The organism is Microlunatus speluncae, assembly GCF_009299835.1.
Classification (GTDB): Bacteria; Actinomycetota; Actinomycetes; order Propionibacteriales; family Propionibacteriaceae; genus Microlunatus; species Microlunatus speluncae.
In genome coordinates this window covers 836,088-850,745 of sequence record NZ_VKCZ01000020.1, presented here as the reverse complement: position 1 = coordinate 850,745, position 14,658 = coordinate 836,088, and the positions used below count along the sequence as shown (strand labels likewise).

Annotated in this window: 16 protein-coding genes and 1 pseudogene; 8 read left to right on the top strand and 9 right to left on the bottom strand. The window is 68.4% G+C overall.

From position 1 onward, the window contains the following. Nucleotides 1-182: 182 nt before the first annotated feature. Nucleotides 183-863, top strand: coding sequence for a M15 family metallopeptidase (locus FNH24_RS29485; protein WP_152365768.1), 681 nt, complete (start codon nt 183-185; stop codon nt 861-863). A gap of 29 nt (nt 864-892) precedes the next feature. On the opposite strand, the gene FNH24_RS29480 is transcribed toward FNH24_RS29485, so the two are convergent. Together FNH24_RS29480 and FNH24_RS29475 are read right to left on the bottom strand one after the other, a co-directional pair. Continuing rightward, nucleotides 893-1,786 carry a hypothetical protein gene (locus FNH24_RS29480; RefSeq protein WP_152365767.1) on the bottom strand — a complete coding sequence of 298 codons (894 nt, stop codon included), beginning with the start codon at nt 1,784-1,786 and terminating at the stop codon, nt 893-895. 138 nt (nt 1,787-1,924) lie between these two features. After that, complete coding sequence (locus FNH24_RS29475) at nt 1,925-2,770, bottom strand: helix-turn-helix domain-containing protein (protein WP_161606382.1); 846 nt, start codon at nt 2,768-2,770, stop codon at nt 1,925-1,927. Between the two features lie 90 nt (nt 2,771-2,860). Between FNH24_RS29475 and FNH24_RS29470 the strand changes: the two genes are divergently transcribed. The 5 genes and pseudogenes from FNH24_RS29470 to FNH24_RS29455 all read left to right on the top strand — a co-directional run bounded on the left by FNH24_RS29470 (nt 2,861) and on the right by FNH24_RS29455 (nt 6,727). Beyond that, the gene (locus FNH24_RS29470; RefSeq protein ID WP_161606381.1) at nt 2,861-4,603 is read left to right on the top strand and encodes a type 2 periplasmic-binding domain-containing protein; all 1,743 of its coding nucleotides are present in this window, start codon (nt 2,861-2,863) and stop codon (nt 4,601-4,603) included. After that, complete coding sequence (locus FNH24_RS29465; protein ID WP_152365765.1) at nt 4,603-5,739, top strand: Gfo/Idh/MocA family protein; 1,137 nt, start codon at nt 4,603-4,605, stop codon at nt 5,737-5,739. Before FNH24_RS29470 ends, FNH24_RS29465 begins: the two co-directional genes overlap by 1 nt. 44 nt (nt 5,740-5,783) lie before the next feature. Further along, nucleotides 5,784-5,999, top strand: a pseudogene (locus tag FNH24_RS29460) (type II toxin-antitoxin system HicA family toxin); the annotation flags it as partial. A gap of 122 nt (nt 6,000-6,121) precedes the next feature. Further along, a complete protein-coding gene (locus FNH24_RS32545) occupies nt 6,122-6,253 on the top strand; it encodes a hypothetical protein (protein ID WP_281351111.1) in 132 nt (43 codons plus the stop codon). Nucleotides 6,254-6,337: 84 nt separating this feature from the next. Further along, the gene (locus tag FNH24_RS29455; RefSeq protein WP_152365764.1) at nt 6,338-6,727 is read left to right on the top strand and encodes a hypothetical protein; all 390 of its coding nucleotides are present in this window, start codon (nt 6,338-6,340) and stop codon (nt 6,725-6,727) included. A gap of 10 nt (nt 6,728-6,737) precedes the next feature. Here FNH24_RS29455 and FNH24_RS29450 read toward each other — a convergent pair whose 3' ends face one another. After that, nucleotides 6,738-7,658 (bottom strand): aminoglycoside phosphotransferase family protein, encoded by a 921-nt coding sequence (locus FNH24_RS29450; protein WP_152365763.1) that lies wholly within the window; start codon nt 7,656-7,658, stop codon nt 6,738-6,740. A gap of 146 nt (nt 7,659-7,804) precedes the next feature. Between FNH24_RS29450 and FNH24_RS29445 the strand changes: the two genes are divergently transcribed. After that, a complete protein-coding gene (locus FNH24_RS29445; protein WP_170304538.1) occupies nt 7,805-8,509 on the top strand; it encodes a B3/B4 domain-containing protein in 705 nt (234 codons plus the stop codon). A gap of 9 nt (nt 8,510-8,518) precedes the next feature. Here the strand turns inward: FNH24_RS29445 and FNH24_RS29440 are convergent, their stop codons facing one another. Beyond that, nucleotides 8,519-9,478: a hypothetical protein gene (locus FNH24_RS29440; RefSeq protein WP_152365761.1), complete on the bottom strand. Its 960-nt coding sequence runs from the start codon at nt 9,476-9,478 to the stop codon at nt 8,519-8,521. Between the two features lie 11 nt (nt 9,479-9,489). Beyond that, entirely contained in the window at nt 9,490-10,569 is a 1,080-nt protein-coding gene (locus FNH24_RS29435; protein ID WP_152365760.1) for a diacylglycerol/lipid kinase family protein, read from the bottom strand. A 332-nt stretch (nt 10,570-10,901) separates the two neighbouring features. On the opposite strand from FNH24_RS29435, the gene FNH24_RS29430 reads away from it, so the two are divergent. Beyond that, on the top strand, nt 10,902-11,639 hold the full coding sequence (locus tag FNH24_RS29430) for a GAF and ANTAR domain-containing protein (protein ID WP_246187118.1): 738 nt from the start codon (nt 10,902-10,904) through the stop codon (nt 11,637-11,639). A gap of 34 nt (nt 11,640-11,673) precedes the next feature. Here FNH24_RS29430 and FNH24_RS29425 read toward each other — a convergent pair whose 3' ends face one another. From FNH24_RS29425 to FNH24_RS29410, 4 genes are all read right to left on the bottom strand, one after another. Next, on the bottom strand, nt 11,674-12,393 hold the full coding sequence (locus FNH24_RS29425) for a hypothetical protein (protein ID WP_152365758.1): 720 nt from the start codon (nt 12,391-12,393) through the stop codon (nt 11,674-11,676). A 130-nt stretch (nt 12,394-12,523) separates the two neighbouring features. Further along, on the bottom strand, nt 12,524-13,402 hold the full coding sequence (locus FNH24_RS29420; protein WP_152365757.1) for a phosphotransferase: 879 nt from the start codon (nt 13,400-13,402) through the stop codon (nt 12,524-12,526). Between the two features lie 18 nt (nt 13,403-13,420). Further along, nucleotides 13,421-13,741 (bottom strand): VOC family protein, encoded by a 321-nt coding sequence (locus tag FNH24_RS29415; protein ID WP_152365756.1) that lies wholly within the window; start codon nt 13,739-13,741, stop codon nt 13,421-13,423. Between the two features lie 54 nt (nt 13,742-13,795). Beyond that, nucleotides 13,796-14,581 (bottom strand): aminoglycoside phosphotransferase family protein, encoded by a 786-nt coding sequence (locus tag FNH24_RS29410; RefSeq protein ID WP_161606380.1) that lies wholly within the window; start codon nt 14,579-14,581, stop codon nt 13,796-13,798. Between the last annotated feature and the right edge of the window lie 77 nt (nt 14,582-14,658).

The following is a 14,658-nucleotide window of genomic DNA, read 5'->3' as shown; positions in this document are numbered from 1 at the left end:
GAAATCCGACCACCAGTCGGCAGCAGACCGACGACACGCCGACGCTTCGCGGATGCGTCGGTGACTGCCGGTCGAATTCCAGGGAGTCACCCCGACACCGCGAATCAGGGTGCCGGACCATATCGTCGGCATATCGAAATCCGCATACGGGCCGGCAACGTCGCACTGTCTTGACTGGAGGCATGTCCTCGAGGGAATGCGCAACATCACGGGTCCGATCGTTGCTGGCCGGGGCGGTGATCATCGCCGTCGTTGCCGGTGCCGCCGGTTGCCAGGCTCCGGCGACCGGATCGTCTCCCGAGGCGGCCACGGGGCCGGCCGGATCACGCTCCTCGGCTGCCCCGCCCGCTCCGCCGAAGGCGTCGTCCTCCCCCAAGGCCTCGCCCACCGAGACCCCCGCGAAGCGCCGGCACGGCGAGGCGGCCGGCGCCGTCCCGGACGGCGTGACGGTGTTCGACGACGACGTGCCGGGCGTGGCCAAGCTTGATCAAGACCTGCTGGCCGCCCTCCGCCGGGCAGCGACCGACGCCGCGGACGACGGGGTGGAGATCTTCGTCAACAGCGGCTGGCGCTCGGCCGAATACCAAGATCAACTGTTGCGCGAGGCGATCAAGAAGTACGGCTCGAAGAAGGAGGCCCTCCGTTGGGTCGCCTCCCCCGAGAAGTCGTTGCACGTATCGGGTGACGCGATCGACCTCGGGCCCACCGAGGCGACGAAGTGGCTGTCCCAACACGGCGCCGACTACGGGCTGTGCCAGATCTACGACAACGAGCCGTGGCACTACGAGTTGCGGCCCAAGGCGGATGATCAGGGCTGCCCGGACCGTTACGCCGACCCGACCCAGGACCCCCGGTTGCAGTAGGTGATCACCGCCGATTCCGAGGGGCTCGGCTATCGGAGATCTCGATAGGCCTCGGCCCGGCGGCGGACCAGCCTGGCGACCGTCTGTTCGATCGCACCCAGCCGCACCCAGGTCTCCGGATCCGAGACCGACAGGCCGAATCTGGTGTAGAGGAACATCCAGCGGCCCACGAGCTCGACATCGAAGTGCGCGGCATGATCAATGAGGTGCGCCATCAGGTCGGGCGTGACGATGTAGAAGGCGTCGACCCGGTGCTCCGGTGCGCAGTAGAGATCGAAATGCTGGTCCAGGTCCCCACCGAGCGACTGCTTGAAGCCCGGCACGAACCGCTCGGACAGGTCGCCGGCGAAGGTGTTGTTGGCCTTGGCGTCCAACATCAGGTACGGCAGCGCCCCGGGCAACCGGATCGCCGCGTACTGCCATTCGTGCTGCTGTCGGTTCCGGCCCCACCCGGTGACATAGCGGTGGACACCACAGTCGGTGATCGGACCCGTCTCCGACCACATCCGCAGCACCGTCTCCTGCTCACTGCCGGCCCGGAAGATGAACCCCGGATGGGTCGCAACGACGGTCCGCGGCGCGTACGACAGCTCGTTGGCCGCCGCGAACCGTACGCACCGCAGATGATCACGCCACCGGCTGCGACCGAAGTCCCGGCGGAACAGATAGACGCCGTCGGCGATCACGATCAGGATGAAGATGCCCCAGATGAACGGGTGCCAGGACGACGGGGCGTGTGCGATGTTGATCAGGATCGATGCCCCGACCACCGGCAGGATGACGAGGGAGGCGAGCCAGCCCAGGACCGAACGCAGGGGGACCTGAGGACTCCAGTCCGGATCCCCGGTTGCCAGCGTCTCCTTCCGGAAGGCCCGCACCTCGGCCTCGTCCACCGGCTCCCGCAAGGCCGACGTGTCGAACATCGGTTGACCCTCCGCCTTTCGTGGTGCCTCGGCACCGCCGCTCGAAACGGCCCGGACCCACCACGGTATTGATCAAGCAGCCCAGCCGACACGACTCCGACCGACCCGGAGAGTGATGGCCTCATTGCCGATCGTGATCTACCGGTGCCGTTGGCCGGCCGGCAGCGGTGGCGCGTGGCGGCGGCGATAGGCCGACGGCGGCACGTCGCAGTGGGCGGTGAAGGCCTCGTAGAAGCGGGACAGGGAGCCGAAGCCCGAACGGTGCCCGACCTCGGCGACCGAGGCGTCGGTGGTCAGCAGAATCCTTTGCGCCAAGGCGATCCGGGAGCTGGTGAGATAGCTGTTGATGGTCCGGCCCAGGGCTTGCTTGAAGATCCCCATGGCATGGTGCGGATGGACGTGGATGGCGTCGGCGATGTCCTTGACCCGCAGCGGTTCATGGCAGTGCAGGGCGATGAAGTGCGCCATCTCGGCAGCCTGGGAGAAGACGGACCGGGCGGCCGGGCCGGCACCGTCGGGAGTGGCGGGCGGAGACTGCAGGACGCGGGTGATGAAGGCCCGCAACTCGAGCGCCACCAGTTCCCGCCGGGCAGCATCGGGAGCGGCAAGATCAACTTCCCACTGCCGCAGATGCCCGGCGGAGTAGAGGGCGCTGACGTCGCGGGCACCGATGATCACCTCGCCGTCGAGCAGCCGCCGGACGTTCTCCGCCGCCATCGGCCAGGTGAGGAACTGGGCCAGCGGCACCGTCAGCCAGGTCATCTGCACCCGCTCCCCCCGGACCAGCAACTGGTGTGGCTGCGCGGCCCAGAAGACCGCTGCCAGGCCCGCCCGCAACGTCAGTGGGCGCCCCCCGATCAGGTACTGCAGCGGTTCGCCGGCGTAGTTCAGCTCGATGTCGTTGTGCTGGTGGGCCTGCGCCATCGCCGGCGACCGGAGATTCTGACAGGCCAGGCCGTACGTGGCGGGTTCGGTGATCGTCACCTGGCACCTCCGTCGTTCGACCTGAGGATACCGGAAGTCTGCCGGGCAAGACCGGAGGAACCTTCCGCCGAACGCGCCTATCGTCACGCCATGACCCCGATCAGACGACGATCACTGCTCGGTGCCGGGACCGCGACGGCGGCGCTGGCCGCGACCGGGTGGCTGGCCGGCTGCACCGGTGCGGACGGTGGCGGCGGCGGCGACGCGCCGAAGTCTCTGGAGAACGTGCCGATCAAGGAATTCGGGCCGGCGACGCCGGGGGTCAACTATCCCGACGGCTACGTCGGAGCCCGGGCCTCCAAGATCGAACCGTTCGGCGACGGCAGCACCGAGTTCCGGGTGGTCGTGCCGCAGGACGCGCAGGTGGTCGGCGACTGGAACAAGAACGACATGACGACCTGGTTCGAGGAGCGCACCGGGGTCAAGGTTCGGTTCGAATCCGTGCTCTCCACCGCGACCGACGGATCGCCCGACCTGACCAAGGTCAACGCGATGCTGTCAGCCGGTGATCTTCCCGACGCCTTCCTCGGCCTGCCGTTCTCGAATGATCAAGTGTCGGTCTACGGTCAGCAGGGGCTGTTCGTCGCGCTGGACGACTACATCGACGTGTACGCACCGCATCAGCGACAGCTGCGGGCGGACTATCCCGGGCACCAGGCGCTGACCCGGGCGGCCGACGGAAAGATCTATCAGTTCGCCGGCATCAACGACTGTTACCACTGCAGGTCCAGTCCCGGTCGGGCCTGGATCAACTCCCGCTACCTTGATCAGATCGGCGCCACGATGCCGACCACGACCGAGGAACTGCGCGAAGTCCTGCTGCTGTTGAAGGAGAAGGATCCGACGCCGCGGGGCAACGTGATCCCGTTCGCCGCGGGGGTGGACAGTCCGATCGACAACTTCATCATGAATGCCTTCCTCTACAACCCGGGCGGCGACGTCAACGGCGGCTGGCTGGCGCTGGCCGACGGCCGGGTCGAGCTGGTCGCGACCAAGCCGGAATGGCGGGAGGCGCTGCGGTTCCTGCGGACCCTGCACGACGACGGGACACTCGGCCGGGATGCGTTCACGATGACCGAGGCCGCCTTGCTCCAGGCCGGCAACCAGGGCCGGCTGGGCTTCGTCCGCGCCTACTACTGGGGCTCCTTCGCCGACATCGCCTATCAGCCGGACGCGTTGTGGAAGGACTATGTGGCGGTGCCGCCGCTGCGCGGCCCGGCCGGCGTCCAGTATGCGCGCTGGGATCACTTCGGCTACAAGACGTCGCCGTTCTTGATCACCTCGGCCTGCAAGCAGCCGGAGATCATGATCCAGTGGGCCGACGCGCAGATGGAGCTGGAGGCGTTCCAACATCACGTCGCCGGCAACCAGGGTGAGAACTGGGACTGGTCGGCGAAGGGCACCAAGGGGATCAACGACAAGCAGGCGCTGTATCAGTTGAAGGCGTTCCCGCCGCCGGTCGGCACGTCCTGGAGTCAGTACGGGGCGATGTACAACTCCAACGACGCCCGGCTCGGGATCCAGATCAACGCCTCCAACCCGAACTTCGAAGCCGAGCTGTATCGCTCCGCGCAGTCCTACGAACAGTTCGCGGAGCCGGAGACGATGCAGGTCCCGCCGTTGATCTTCGGCGACAGCGACGCCGTGACGAAGGCCGACACGGCGGCCACGATCTACAACCGGGTGCGCAGTGCGATGGCAGCGTTCGCGATCGGCGAGACCGACATCAACGACGACCGGGCCTGGGACGACTACGTCGCCTCGTTCGACGCGATCGGCGTCGGCGCGTACCTCGAGCTCTACCAGCGGGCCTACGACAACCGGCCGCAGTGATGCCGCCGAAGCGTCGGCTCGGCGTGGTCGGGTTGGGCGAGGGGCGCAGCATCCTGTCGGCGGCCCGGTCGTCCCCCCGGTGGCAGGTGGCCGCGGTCTGCGATCTTGACGAAACCCTGTGCCGGCAACGGATCGAGGAGTTCGGCCTGGACCGCTGGACCACCGCCTACGACGACCTGCTGGCCGACCCGAAGATCGACACGATCGCGATCTACACCCCCGATCACCTCCATCTTGATCACTGCCTGCGCGCCCTCGCGGCCGACAAGCACGTGATCTGCACCAAGCCGCTGCTCGACTCGCTGATCGGCGCGGACCGGTTGCTCGACGCGGCCCGAAGATCATCGGGGCGGCTGATGGTCGGTCAGAGCACCCGGTTCTTCGAGCCGATGATCAACCAGCGTCGCGATGTCGAGGCCGGCCGGCACGGCGAGCTCGTCGCCGTCGACGCGCACTACAGCACCGACGCCCGCTGGTTCCTGTCCAGGGACTGGAGCACCGGCACGACCTTCTCCTGGCTGTGGAACTTCCTGATCCACGCCGTCGACCTGGTCCGCTGGTATCTGCCCGACGTCGACGAGGTGACCGGCTTCGGCACCGTCAGCCCGAACACCCTCCGAGCCGGCCTGGACCGCCCCGACTCGCTGCGCTTCGTACTGCGTACGCCCTCCGGCCAACTCGCCACCGTGTCCGGCAACTACACCCTGCCCGGGATCGATCAACGACTCGAACCGTCCATCGGCTGCCTGATCCGCGGCACCGAGGGCAGCAGCCGGGCCGACTATCCCGGCCTGACGTACCACACGCGTTTCGCCGGCGAGGGTCCCCGCAGCCACGACTTCACCGCCCTGTCCGGGCACTACTTCCGCTTCGAAGGCACCAGCCATCACGCCGGCGAATACCAGAACTACCTCGACTACTTCGCCACCTGCCTCGACTCGGGCCTCGACCCCCGACCCGGCCCGGCAGAAGCCATCGAGACCCTCGCCCTACTCGAGGCCATGGAGCGCAGCCTGGCCCACGACGGCCAACCGGTCCGCCGCTCCCAGATCCTCGCCGACCACAACCTGCTCACCCTGCTACCGCCGACCCGTCACCTCCGCGGCCGATCTGTCGGCGTGTCGAAGCAGCTGTGACGGCTCGACAGCGGCGGGTCGGGGTGTAGAGCCTCGGCGGCGATTTCGTCCGACAGACAGGATCGCACGCACGCTATAAGGCCAGCTTCACCGTGACCGACGAGAATGGACGGCCCGAACTCGACGACGACGGTAAGCCGAGGACCTCGATCTGCTTCACTTCAGTGCAGGTCCACGCTGGCAAGGACATCCCGACCGGGACCCTCCGCTCGATCCAGCGCCAGATGGAAGCCGCGTTCGGGAGAGGATGGCTGCTGTGATCAAGACCTACCGAGTGATCGTCACCCGCGAGGGTGACGACTGGCTCGCCGACGTGCCCGAACTCTAGGGAGCCTCAACCTTCGCCTCCACCCTGCGCCGGCTCCGCGAGTACGTCCGCGAGGTGATCATCCTCGCCGACGACCTGCCCGACGACGCCGAGGTCCACACCGATTTCGAGTATCGCATCGATGACCCGGCCGTCCAGCAGGCCGTCGAGACCCCGGGTCGGGTGTCCCAAGTGGCCAACGGCTGAGCGGTGGCGGATGCGAGCCCGGCAGCGACCACCGATGACATTCGACACTGATGGCCGGTCCCTGATCATGTGAGAATGCGGGCCATGACACAGCCGGGCGTGATCACGCTGCCTCCACCGCTGGCTCGCGGGCCGCATGCTCCACCACCCGTGCCGCCGGCCGATCCGTGGATGCGGGAGTACCTTCGCGGCCACGTCGTTCGGATGATCAGTGCCTCGGGCACCATGGCCATGGGGATCATCGCCGCCGTCATCTTCTGGCTGCCGCTGATCGGGCTGCTGTTCGGCCTGGGCGTGGTGATCATGCACCGCTACCAGCTCCGGTTGATCGATTACTACGCGGCTTACTTCCAGCCGGCCGGATATCCCGATCGCGGGACGCTTCAGGTCGGTTACGTGTTCGGTTGGATCGCGGTGGGCCTGTCCGCGCTTTCCAGCCTGGGCTGGGTCTACCTCATGGTGAGCACAGCCTGATCACGGATGATCACAGCTCGGCGGCGAACTCGGCCAGGATCCCTTCGATGAAGGAATGATCCGTGTCCGGTTCCGCGTCCGGGTCGCGGGCCCGGAGGTACGGGATCACGATCAGCTCCATCGACAACACCCAGCCGCGGGCCCGGACCCAGGCCGCGTCGTCGACCGCCATCGCGTCCCGGAAGGCGTGCCGCGAGTCGCCCTCGAACAGATACCACGCGGCCAGCAGGTCACCGGCCGGGTCGGCGGCCCAGGCCGTGCCGAAGTCGATCACCGCGGAAGGCTTGCCGCCGGACACCAGGACATTGCCCGCCATCAGGTCGCCATGGATCCACCGGCGCGTGCCGTCCCAGACATCGGCGGCCAGCGCCGCCTCCCAGGCCGCGAGAACGAGTCCGGTGTCGAACTCGTCCCGCAACTCGTCCAACGCCTCCCGGAAGAGCCCGTCCCGCGGCGCCAACGGTGTGCCGCGGCTGAACGGACTGTCCGGCGGCAGTGGTGCCCCGGTCGGGTCGACCGTCTGCAGACAGCGAACGAACTCGGCCAGTCCGCGCGCGGCCGCCACCGGGTCGGCCAGTTGATCATGCTGGAAGGGTTCGCCCGCCAACCACCGATACACCCCCCAATTGAAGGGATAGCCCTGGCCCGGCGTCCCGAGACCCAGCGGCTCCGGTACGGCGAGCGGCAGGTGCGGTGCCAGCCGCGGCAGCCAGGTCGCGTCCTTCCGCACCTGATCCTGCGATCCCTCCGTGCGCGGCAGCCGGACCGCCAGATCGGCGCCCACCCGGAACGTCACGTTGTCCGTGCCCGACGCCGCGACGCCCCTGATCGGGGCCTCGGCCCATTCCGGAAACTGCTCGACGAGCAGTCGCGCCACCAGCGCCGAGTCGATCTTCACCTCGTCGTCGTACAACCTCGAGACGTCGGACATGCACCGAAGTCTGGCAGCCCGGCTCCGACTCCGGTAGTGACAACGATCCTGGAGTTGGCCCAGGAACATCGAGCGGATCTGGCCCTGTCGGCGAGCCGGCCGGATGCCTATCGTGGCCCGGAACTCTCATGAAAAGGAGCCGACCGGTGCAGTTTCGACACTCCGGACAGATCTGGCAGGACTATCCCGAGCTCGTCGCCGGCGCGATGATCGTCGAGGGCATCGATTCCTCGGCGGTGATCACCGACGTCGTGGCGGAACTGAGCGCGGAAGCCGAAGCCAGGCTGGCCGAAAACCAGATCAGAGCGCTGCCGGAGATCCAGGCGTGGCGCCGGATCTTCGCCCGGATGGGGTTGAAGCCCACGCAGTATCGTTGTGCGGCCGAGTCACTGCTGCGCCGGTTCGGCAAGGACGGCTCGCTGCCGCGCATCCACCCGTTGGTCGACCTGCTGAACGCGATCTCGATCGCCTACGCCATCCCGATCGCCGTCTTCGATCTTGACCGGGTCGATGATCAACTCGAGGTCCGGTACGCCGACGGGACCGAGACCTATCAGGCCTTCTCCGGGGACGAGGAGCGGCCGCGCCCCGGCGAGGTGATCTTCGTCGACTCCGCCGGCCGGGCGCACGCCCGGCGCTGGACCCATCGGCAGAGCGCCCGGTCGGCGATCACCGACCGGACCAGGCGGGTGCTGATCGTCGCCGAAGCCGTCCACGACCGAGCCGGTGCCGATGTCGCGGCCCTGGTCGATCGGACTGTGGCCCAGCTCAGCCGGCTCTGGCCCGCGGCCGTGACGGCGGCGATCTTGACGGCCGCGGCCCCCACCCTCGGCGCCGCGCCGGAAGGCTGAGCTTCGGGCTCAGCGCAAGGTTTGCGGCTCGGCCAGCAGGTCCGTCCGCAGGCGGTCGACGTGCTCCAGCCGACGCTCGACGTCCGCGCGCCGCTCGGCGATCTGCCGCTGCTGGCCGGCGATGGCGCTGAGGCTGTGCGCGGTCCGGGCCTTGGCCTCCTCAATCCGGTTGCTGACCGACAGGTCGGTGAAGATGTTGTCGAACCAGACGTCGAGGAACCGGGTCATGTCGCCGACGTCCAGCGCCTCGACCGTGCCGCCACCGACGTCGGCGAGCTCGCGGGACAGCCGGGCGAGTTGTTGGTTGGCCTGGGCCGCGGCGGCCGAGGCCTGGTCGAGCTTGTCCTGCTTGACCAGGCTCGACACCATCCCGCCGCCGAAGAACGTGTCGTACGTCGACCAGCCGGCCGCGTTGTCGAGGATGTCGTTCAGCTCTCCGAGCGCCTGGCTCGCATCGCCCGCGGCCCGGTCGGCTTCGGCCAGCTCGCGGTGCTCGGCCTGCAACCGCCCCCGCTCCTCCGCCAGGCCGGCCAACCGCTGCGCCCCTGGCCCGCCCTGGGTCGCCAGCCACTGCTCCTTCACCGCCTGCGACTCCCGGAATCGGGCATCGACATCGCCGAGCGCGCGGCCCCGCTCCGCCAGTTGATCCCACTCCGCGTGCAGGGCGTCGCAGCGAGCCTGCGCCTCGGCGACCCGGAGCTCGGCGGCCCGAGCTTCGGCCTGCTCCCGCTCGAGATCGGTTGCGCGGGAGCCGCGCACGCCGGCGATGATCTTGGTCAGCGAAAACTTCTCCAGCTTGTCGACATCCCGCGCTTCGTCCCGCAGCTCGCCGCGCCGCTGGGCGAGCTGCTCCTGCGCGGCCTGATGCTGCTGCTGCAACGAGTCGATCTGGCCCTTGATCAGGTCCCGCTCCCGTACCGCCGAGCTTGCGGACTCGAGCTTGGCTTGGATCTCCGGCACCGTGGTCATGGGTCGGAAGGTTACCGACCGTCCGGGTCGGGCACCCTGACGCGCAGGCCGTGCTGGTCGACCCAGGCCTCGAACTTGACGACCTCACCGAACCCGTCGCCATCGAGTTCGAGCTCTTCGGGTGCCCGCAGTGTCACGTCGATCGACGCGGCATGTTGATAGTTCAGCGCGCGAATGTCCCGCGCGGCCCCCTTCAATCGCTGACCGGCGCCGGTCCGGTGCAGCAGCGCGTTCTCCACCAACACCTTCCACGAGATCTGCAGCCAGCCGAACAGGCCGTCGGGCCGCAGCGCCACGATGTCGAGCACGCCGTCGTCGACCGCCGCCTCCGGCAGCAGCAGGATGTTGCCCGGCAACGATCCACAGTTGCCGATCAGCAAGGTGTGCAGTCGTCGCCGGTGCGCCTTTCCGCCGTCGTACGCAGACGTCAGCCGGATCCGGCGGCCACCCTTCAAGGCCTGGCCGATCGATTTCGCGTACGCCAGCCAGCCGATCTTCTTCTTCAGGTCGTCGTCGGTGTTCGCCATCAACTGGGCGTCGAGGCCGATCCCGGCCATCACGACGAACGCGTGTTCTTCGATCTTGCCGTCGGCGCGGTGCAGCCGCATCCGGCCAAGATCAACATTGCGATCCCTGCCCGCGAAGGCGGTCGAGACCGCCTCGGTCAGGTTGTCGAGGGTCAGGTCGAGGTTGCGGGCCAGCAGATTCCCGGTGCCGGCCGGCAGCAGCGCCAGCGCGCTGTCGCTTCCCTGCAGACCCTCGGCGACCGCTCGCACGGTGCCGTCGCCGCCGGCCGCGAGCACGACATCCACGCCCTCGGCGACCGCCTCCTTGGTCATGCCGATGCCGGGGTCGTCCACACTGGTCTCCAGCCAGAGCGACTCCTGCCAACCGGCTTCCTCGGCCGCCGCCGCCACCGCGGCGCGCAGCACCTCGAGATCGACCTTGATCGGGTTGTACACGATCGCCGCACGTTGATCACGATGATCTTCAGCCGCATCGACCTCTTCGGTCCGATCCCGGACCTGTTGCGCCGCCTCACCCTCGGCGGCGTCGGTGTCGCGCTTCGCGCTGGCATCAGCTGGAACCATGCCTGCCATTGTGGGGGCTAACCGACGGGACCGCCTCCCGACCCGGCGAACTCGTGGCTCGGCTGAGTAGACCGACGGGTGCCGGCCCCGTTGCGTGATCAACGCCGATCCCGAGATCCACGCGATCGCGGTCCTGATCAGCTCCGCGAAACCCGCCGGGAGTAGGGCCGATCCGTCCTTCTCCGAGCGACGCTGGTTTATCAAGGCCGGATAGAGGATGATGGATGGTTCTACTGCTTGCTGGAGGCCCTAGCAAATCCTTCCGCGTGTGGTGGTCACCTCCTGGTGGAGCAGACCGCCGGGTGACGTACCCGCTCGAAGGACGTGATGGCGTGACAGCCGTCAATCCGATCATCATTCCGTTGCAGGAGTTCGGCCGCCTCAGCACTTCCGTCCACGAAGCCACCACGATCGAGGAGACCGTCGAGGCGGTCGCCGGTTTCGCGGTCGGTTCGTTGGGCTGCACCGCCGCGGCGATCCTGCTCGGCAAGAAGGCCGCGCAGCTCGAGCTGGCCGCCTCGACCGATGACACCTTCGGCAAGATCGTCGCCGCCGATCCGAGCCGGGGCCCCTACCGGGACGCGTTCGGCTCCGACACCGCGGTGATCATCGACAATCTGCCGGCGGAGACCCGTTGGCCGGACTGGCCACCGGTGGCCGACCCCGGTCACGGGCTGCGGAGTCTGCTGGTGCTGCGCTTCAAGGTCGCCGATCACCCGGCCGGGGTGCTGGTCGCCGGGCACCCCGAGCCGGCCGCCTTCGATGTCGACGAGGAAGCGATCGCCCACATCGTCACCAGGCACGCCTCGATCGCGGTCGCGGTCGCCCGGCAGCAGGAGAGCCTGGCCGAGGCGGTCGACGCCCGCAAGCTGGTCGGGCAGGCGATGGGCATCCTGATGGAGCGGTACGGCATCGACGACGTCAAGGCGTTCGGCGTCCTGCGCCGCTATTCCCAGCAGTCCAACACCAAACTCCGCACCATCGCCCTGGAGTTGATCGTGACCCGCACGCTGCCCGGGCTACCCGCGGCCGGCGGCGGTTCCCGCGTCTACCCGCGACCACAACCCTGAGCCGGATGATCACCGGGTCGGCCGGACACGTTGATCAAGACTCAGTCGGATCATCCGCCGACCGGGCGCCGGCCTGCTCCTCGATCCAGGCGAACGTCTGCTGATCAACGACGTTGCCGGTGTAGACCCGGCCTCCGTCGCCCCAGTCGACGGGCTCGGTCAGCAGTTGCCGGCGGTGATCGTCGAGATGGCCGGCGAAGTCGGAGCCGTACCAGATCGGGGCCGGGCTGCCATGGCCGGCTCGCTCGGCCAGCTGCTCGGCCCGGGCGATCGGCTCACCGATGAAGGTCAGGTTGCCGCCCGCCTCGCCGACCGCGGCCGCCCGGGTCAGCTGCCCGTACTCCACCCCGAGACCGGCATCGATCGGCTCCTGCCCGTGCCGATGCAGCGCGGTGTTGATCACCCACCGCAACGCGTTGGCCCGGCCGGCCAGATCGAACACCGCGGCGACGTCAGCATCGGTCCTGGTCGCGTAGATCGCCCACAGCCGGTCCCCCATCGTCTCGATCCGGCGGATCCGCGGGTCGGTCAGCACCGTGATCATCTCCGACGACCAGGCCTGGTGCAGCGCCGCCTGCTCGGCCCCGTTTCGCTGGGCCACCGCGGGCGCGACCCGGAGTTCGGCCACGATCACCGATCCGGCCCAGGACACCTCCGCCGCCGAGGCGTCCCCGGCGCCGGGCGCCAGGTCGGACAGAAAGCTGTCGACCCGGGCCAGACCGGCCGCGGCGTCGTACGGGTCGAGGGTCCCCATCTCACTGCTCCAAATTCGGCTGTCCCGACCCTTGTACCCACAAATCGATCAAGCGATCACCGGCCGACGATCTATTTACCGGAGTGAGCGGCCCGGGGCGTCTCAACCCCTCACGCTCAGCCTGGCGAAGTCAGACGAGGGCCTCGAGCCGACCCCGCGCCGTGGCCGGATCGCCCCAGGTCTCGCCGCCGGGTGCCAACTCGAGCAACGGCCAGAGGCTGTAGACGACCCGCGCCGCTTCGGCCAGCCCGGCGTCCGCGGTCTTCATCGCCGCACAGATCTCGGCCACCTTCTCGGCGCCGAGTTCGCCGTGCAGGAAGGCCAGGTCGACCGCCGGATCGTCGATCCCGACTTCGCCGAGATCGAGAAGTCCGGCCAGTCCGCCGTCCGCACCGATGATCAGGTGATCGACTCGGAAGTCCCGATGACACAACACCCGGAGCCGCGCCCGACGCTCCAGCACGATGATCGCCGACTCCACCCGGCGCCGCAGGCCGTCGTCGGCTAGGTCCACCACGTCCAGGGCCTGGCGGAACTCGGCCACCGGATCGTCCTGGGGCACCCCGCGCCGGATCGCGTCGTCGACCTCGAAGCCGTGCAGCCGGTCGAGGATCGCGGCGATCGTCATCGTCAGCTCGTGATCATCGCGGACCTGGTCGGCGCTGAGCGGCGCTCCGATCACCCGACGCTCGAGGATCGCGGCCGGCCGGCCGTCGACCTGCTCGATCACCTCCGCCTCCGCCGGCACCGGCAGCCCGCGGCGGCGCAACTCGGCCAGCAACTCGACCTCGTGCCCACGCCCGCCGCGCCAGGTCCAGGGTTCGGGATGCTGCCGCGACACCCGCAACACCCACTCGCCGCTGGACGAGGACAACCCGTAGGTCAGGGTGCTGATGCCCTCGCCGATCAACTCGGCCGGCGCCTCGACGATCTCCGGTTTGCGCCGGCGGACGACCGCCAGCAACTCGGCGACCGCCGTCGCCGTCAGGCTCGTGCTCCATCTGGTCACGGTTGATCACAGCATGGATCACCCGATCACGCAGAACAGTTTTCCCTCCGTATCGGCGAGCACCACGAAGTCGGCGCCCTCGGGATACTCCCAGTCCACGCGGGTGGCGCCCAACGCGATGAGCCGCTCCACCTCGGCTTCCCGCTCACCCTCGTTCTCGGTCCAGAGATCGAGGTGAGTGCGGTCGGTCGAGTCCAGGTGCAGCCGGACGCCGTTGCCGAGCTTGTCGTAGAGGAAGTCAGGATTCTCGTCCTGCTCATAACCGAGCGCCTTGCTCCAGAATTGAGCGGCCCGGCTGTTGTCCGTGGTGTGCCAGACGATCGATCCGATTCTCAGCATGACTCCAGTCTGGCGCCCGTACAAGACATCTTGTGTCCGGTACGGGAGGGAGAACTACTCCTGGCCGATCCACCAGTCCATCGTCCGGCGGAGCCAGTCAGCCTCTCGGGCGAACGCTTCGAGGCTGCCGTCGCGGGCGAACCCGGTCCAGGGGTGGAGTCCCTCGGCGGCAAGCTGGGCGGTGTGCTCCCGTTCCCTTTCGATCACCTTCACCGCGGCCATGATCACGGCCGCCGGAGCATGATCACCACCGTAGGCGTCACACAGCACCCGCAGTCGCGTCCGCAGATCGACCTCGGCCGGGATGCCGTACTGCCGGGCCCGTTCCCGCGGTTGCAGCGGCACCAATTGCCAGGCCAGGTAGGCAAGATCATCGAGCGCGCTGCCCGGCTGGGCGAAATCCCAGTCGATCACTCCGACCACCTGCCCGCGGACCCAGGTGGTGTTGAACGGGCTGAAGTCGCCATGCCGGATGAGCTCGCCGGATCGCGCCAGCGGATTACGCCAGACGGCATCGGCCGGCGGAGTGAACGTGCGGACGGCGTCGTGGTAGCGACGCAGCAGCCGGCCGAGCTGACCCACCCCGTCCGCGGCGCAGAGTTCGGCCGGCCAGTCGGTCCACGGAATGGTCTCTCCGGGGAGGTAGCTGAGCACTTCCCGACCGCGGTCGTCGATGCCGAGCGCCCGCGGCGCCTCGGTGAATCCGCCGGCTTCGAGGTGGTGCAGCAGGGCCTGGACCGCCGGGGTCCACGGGCCCGAGGTGCGGCGGACGGTGTTGCCGACCTTGGTCACCTCGTTGACGAAGCCGCCGGTCAGCGGCGTCTCATCCTCGCTCTGCATCCCCTGGTCCCTTGATCGACATCCCATGATCAGATCAGGAACGCCGGCCCCATGTCGACGCAATATCGGGGCGGACG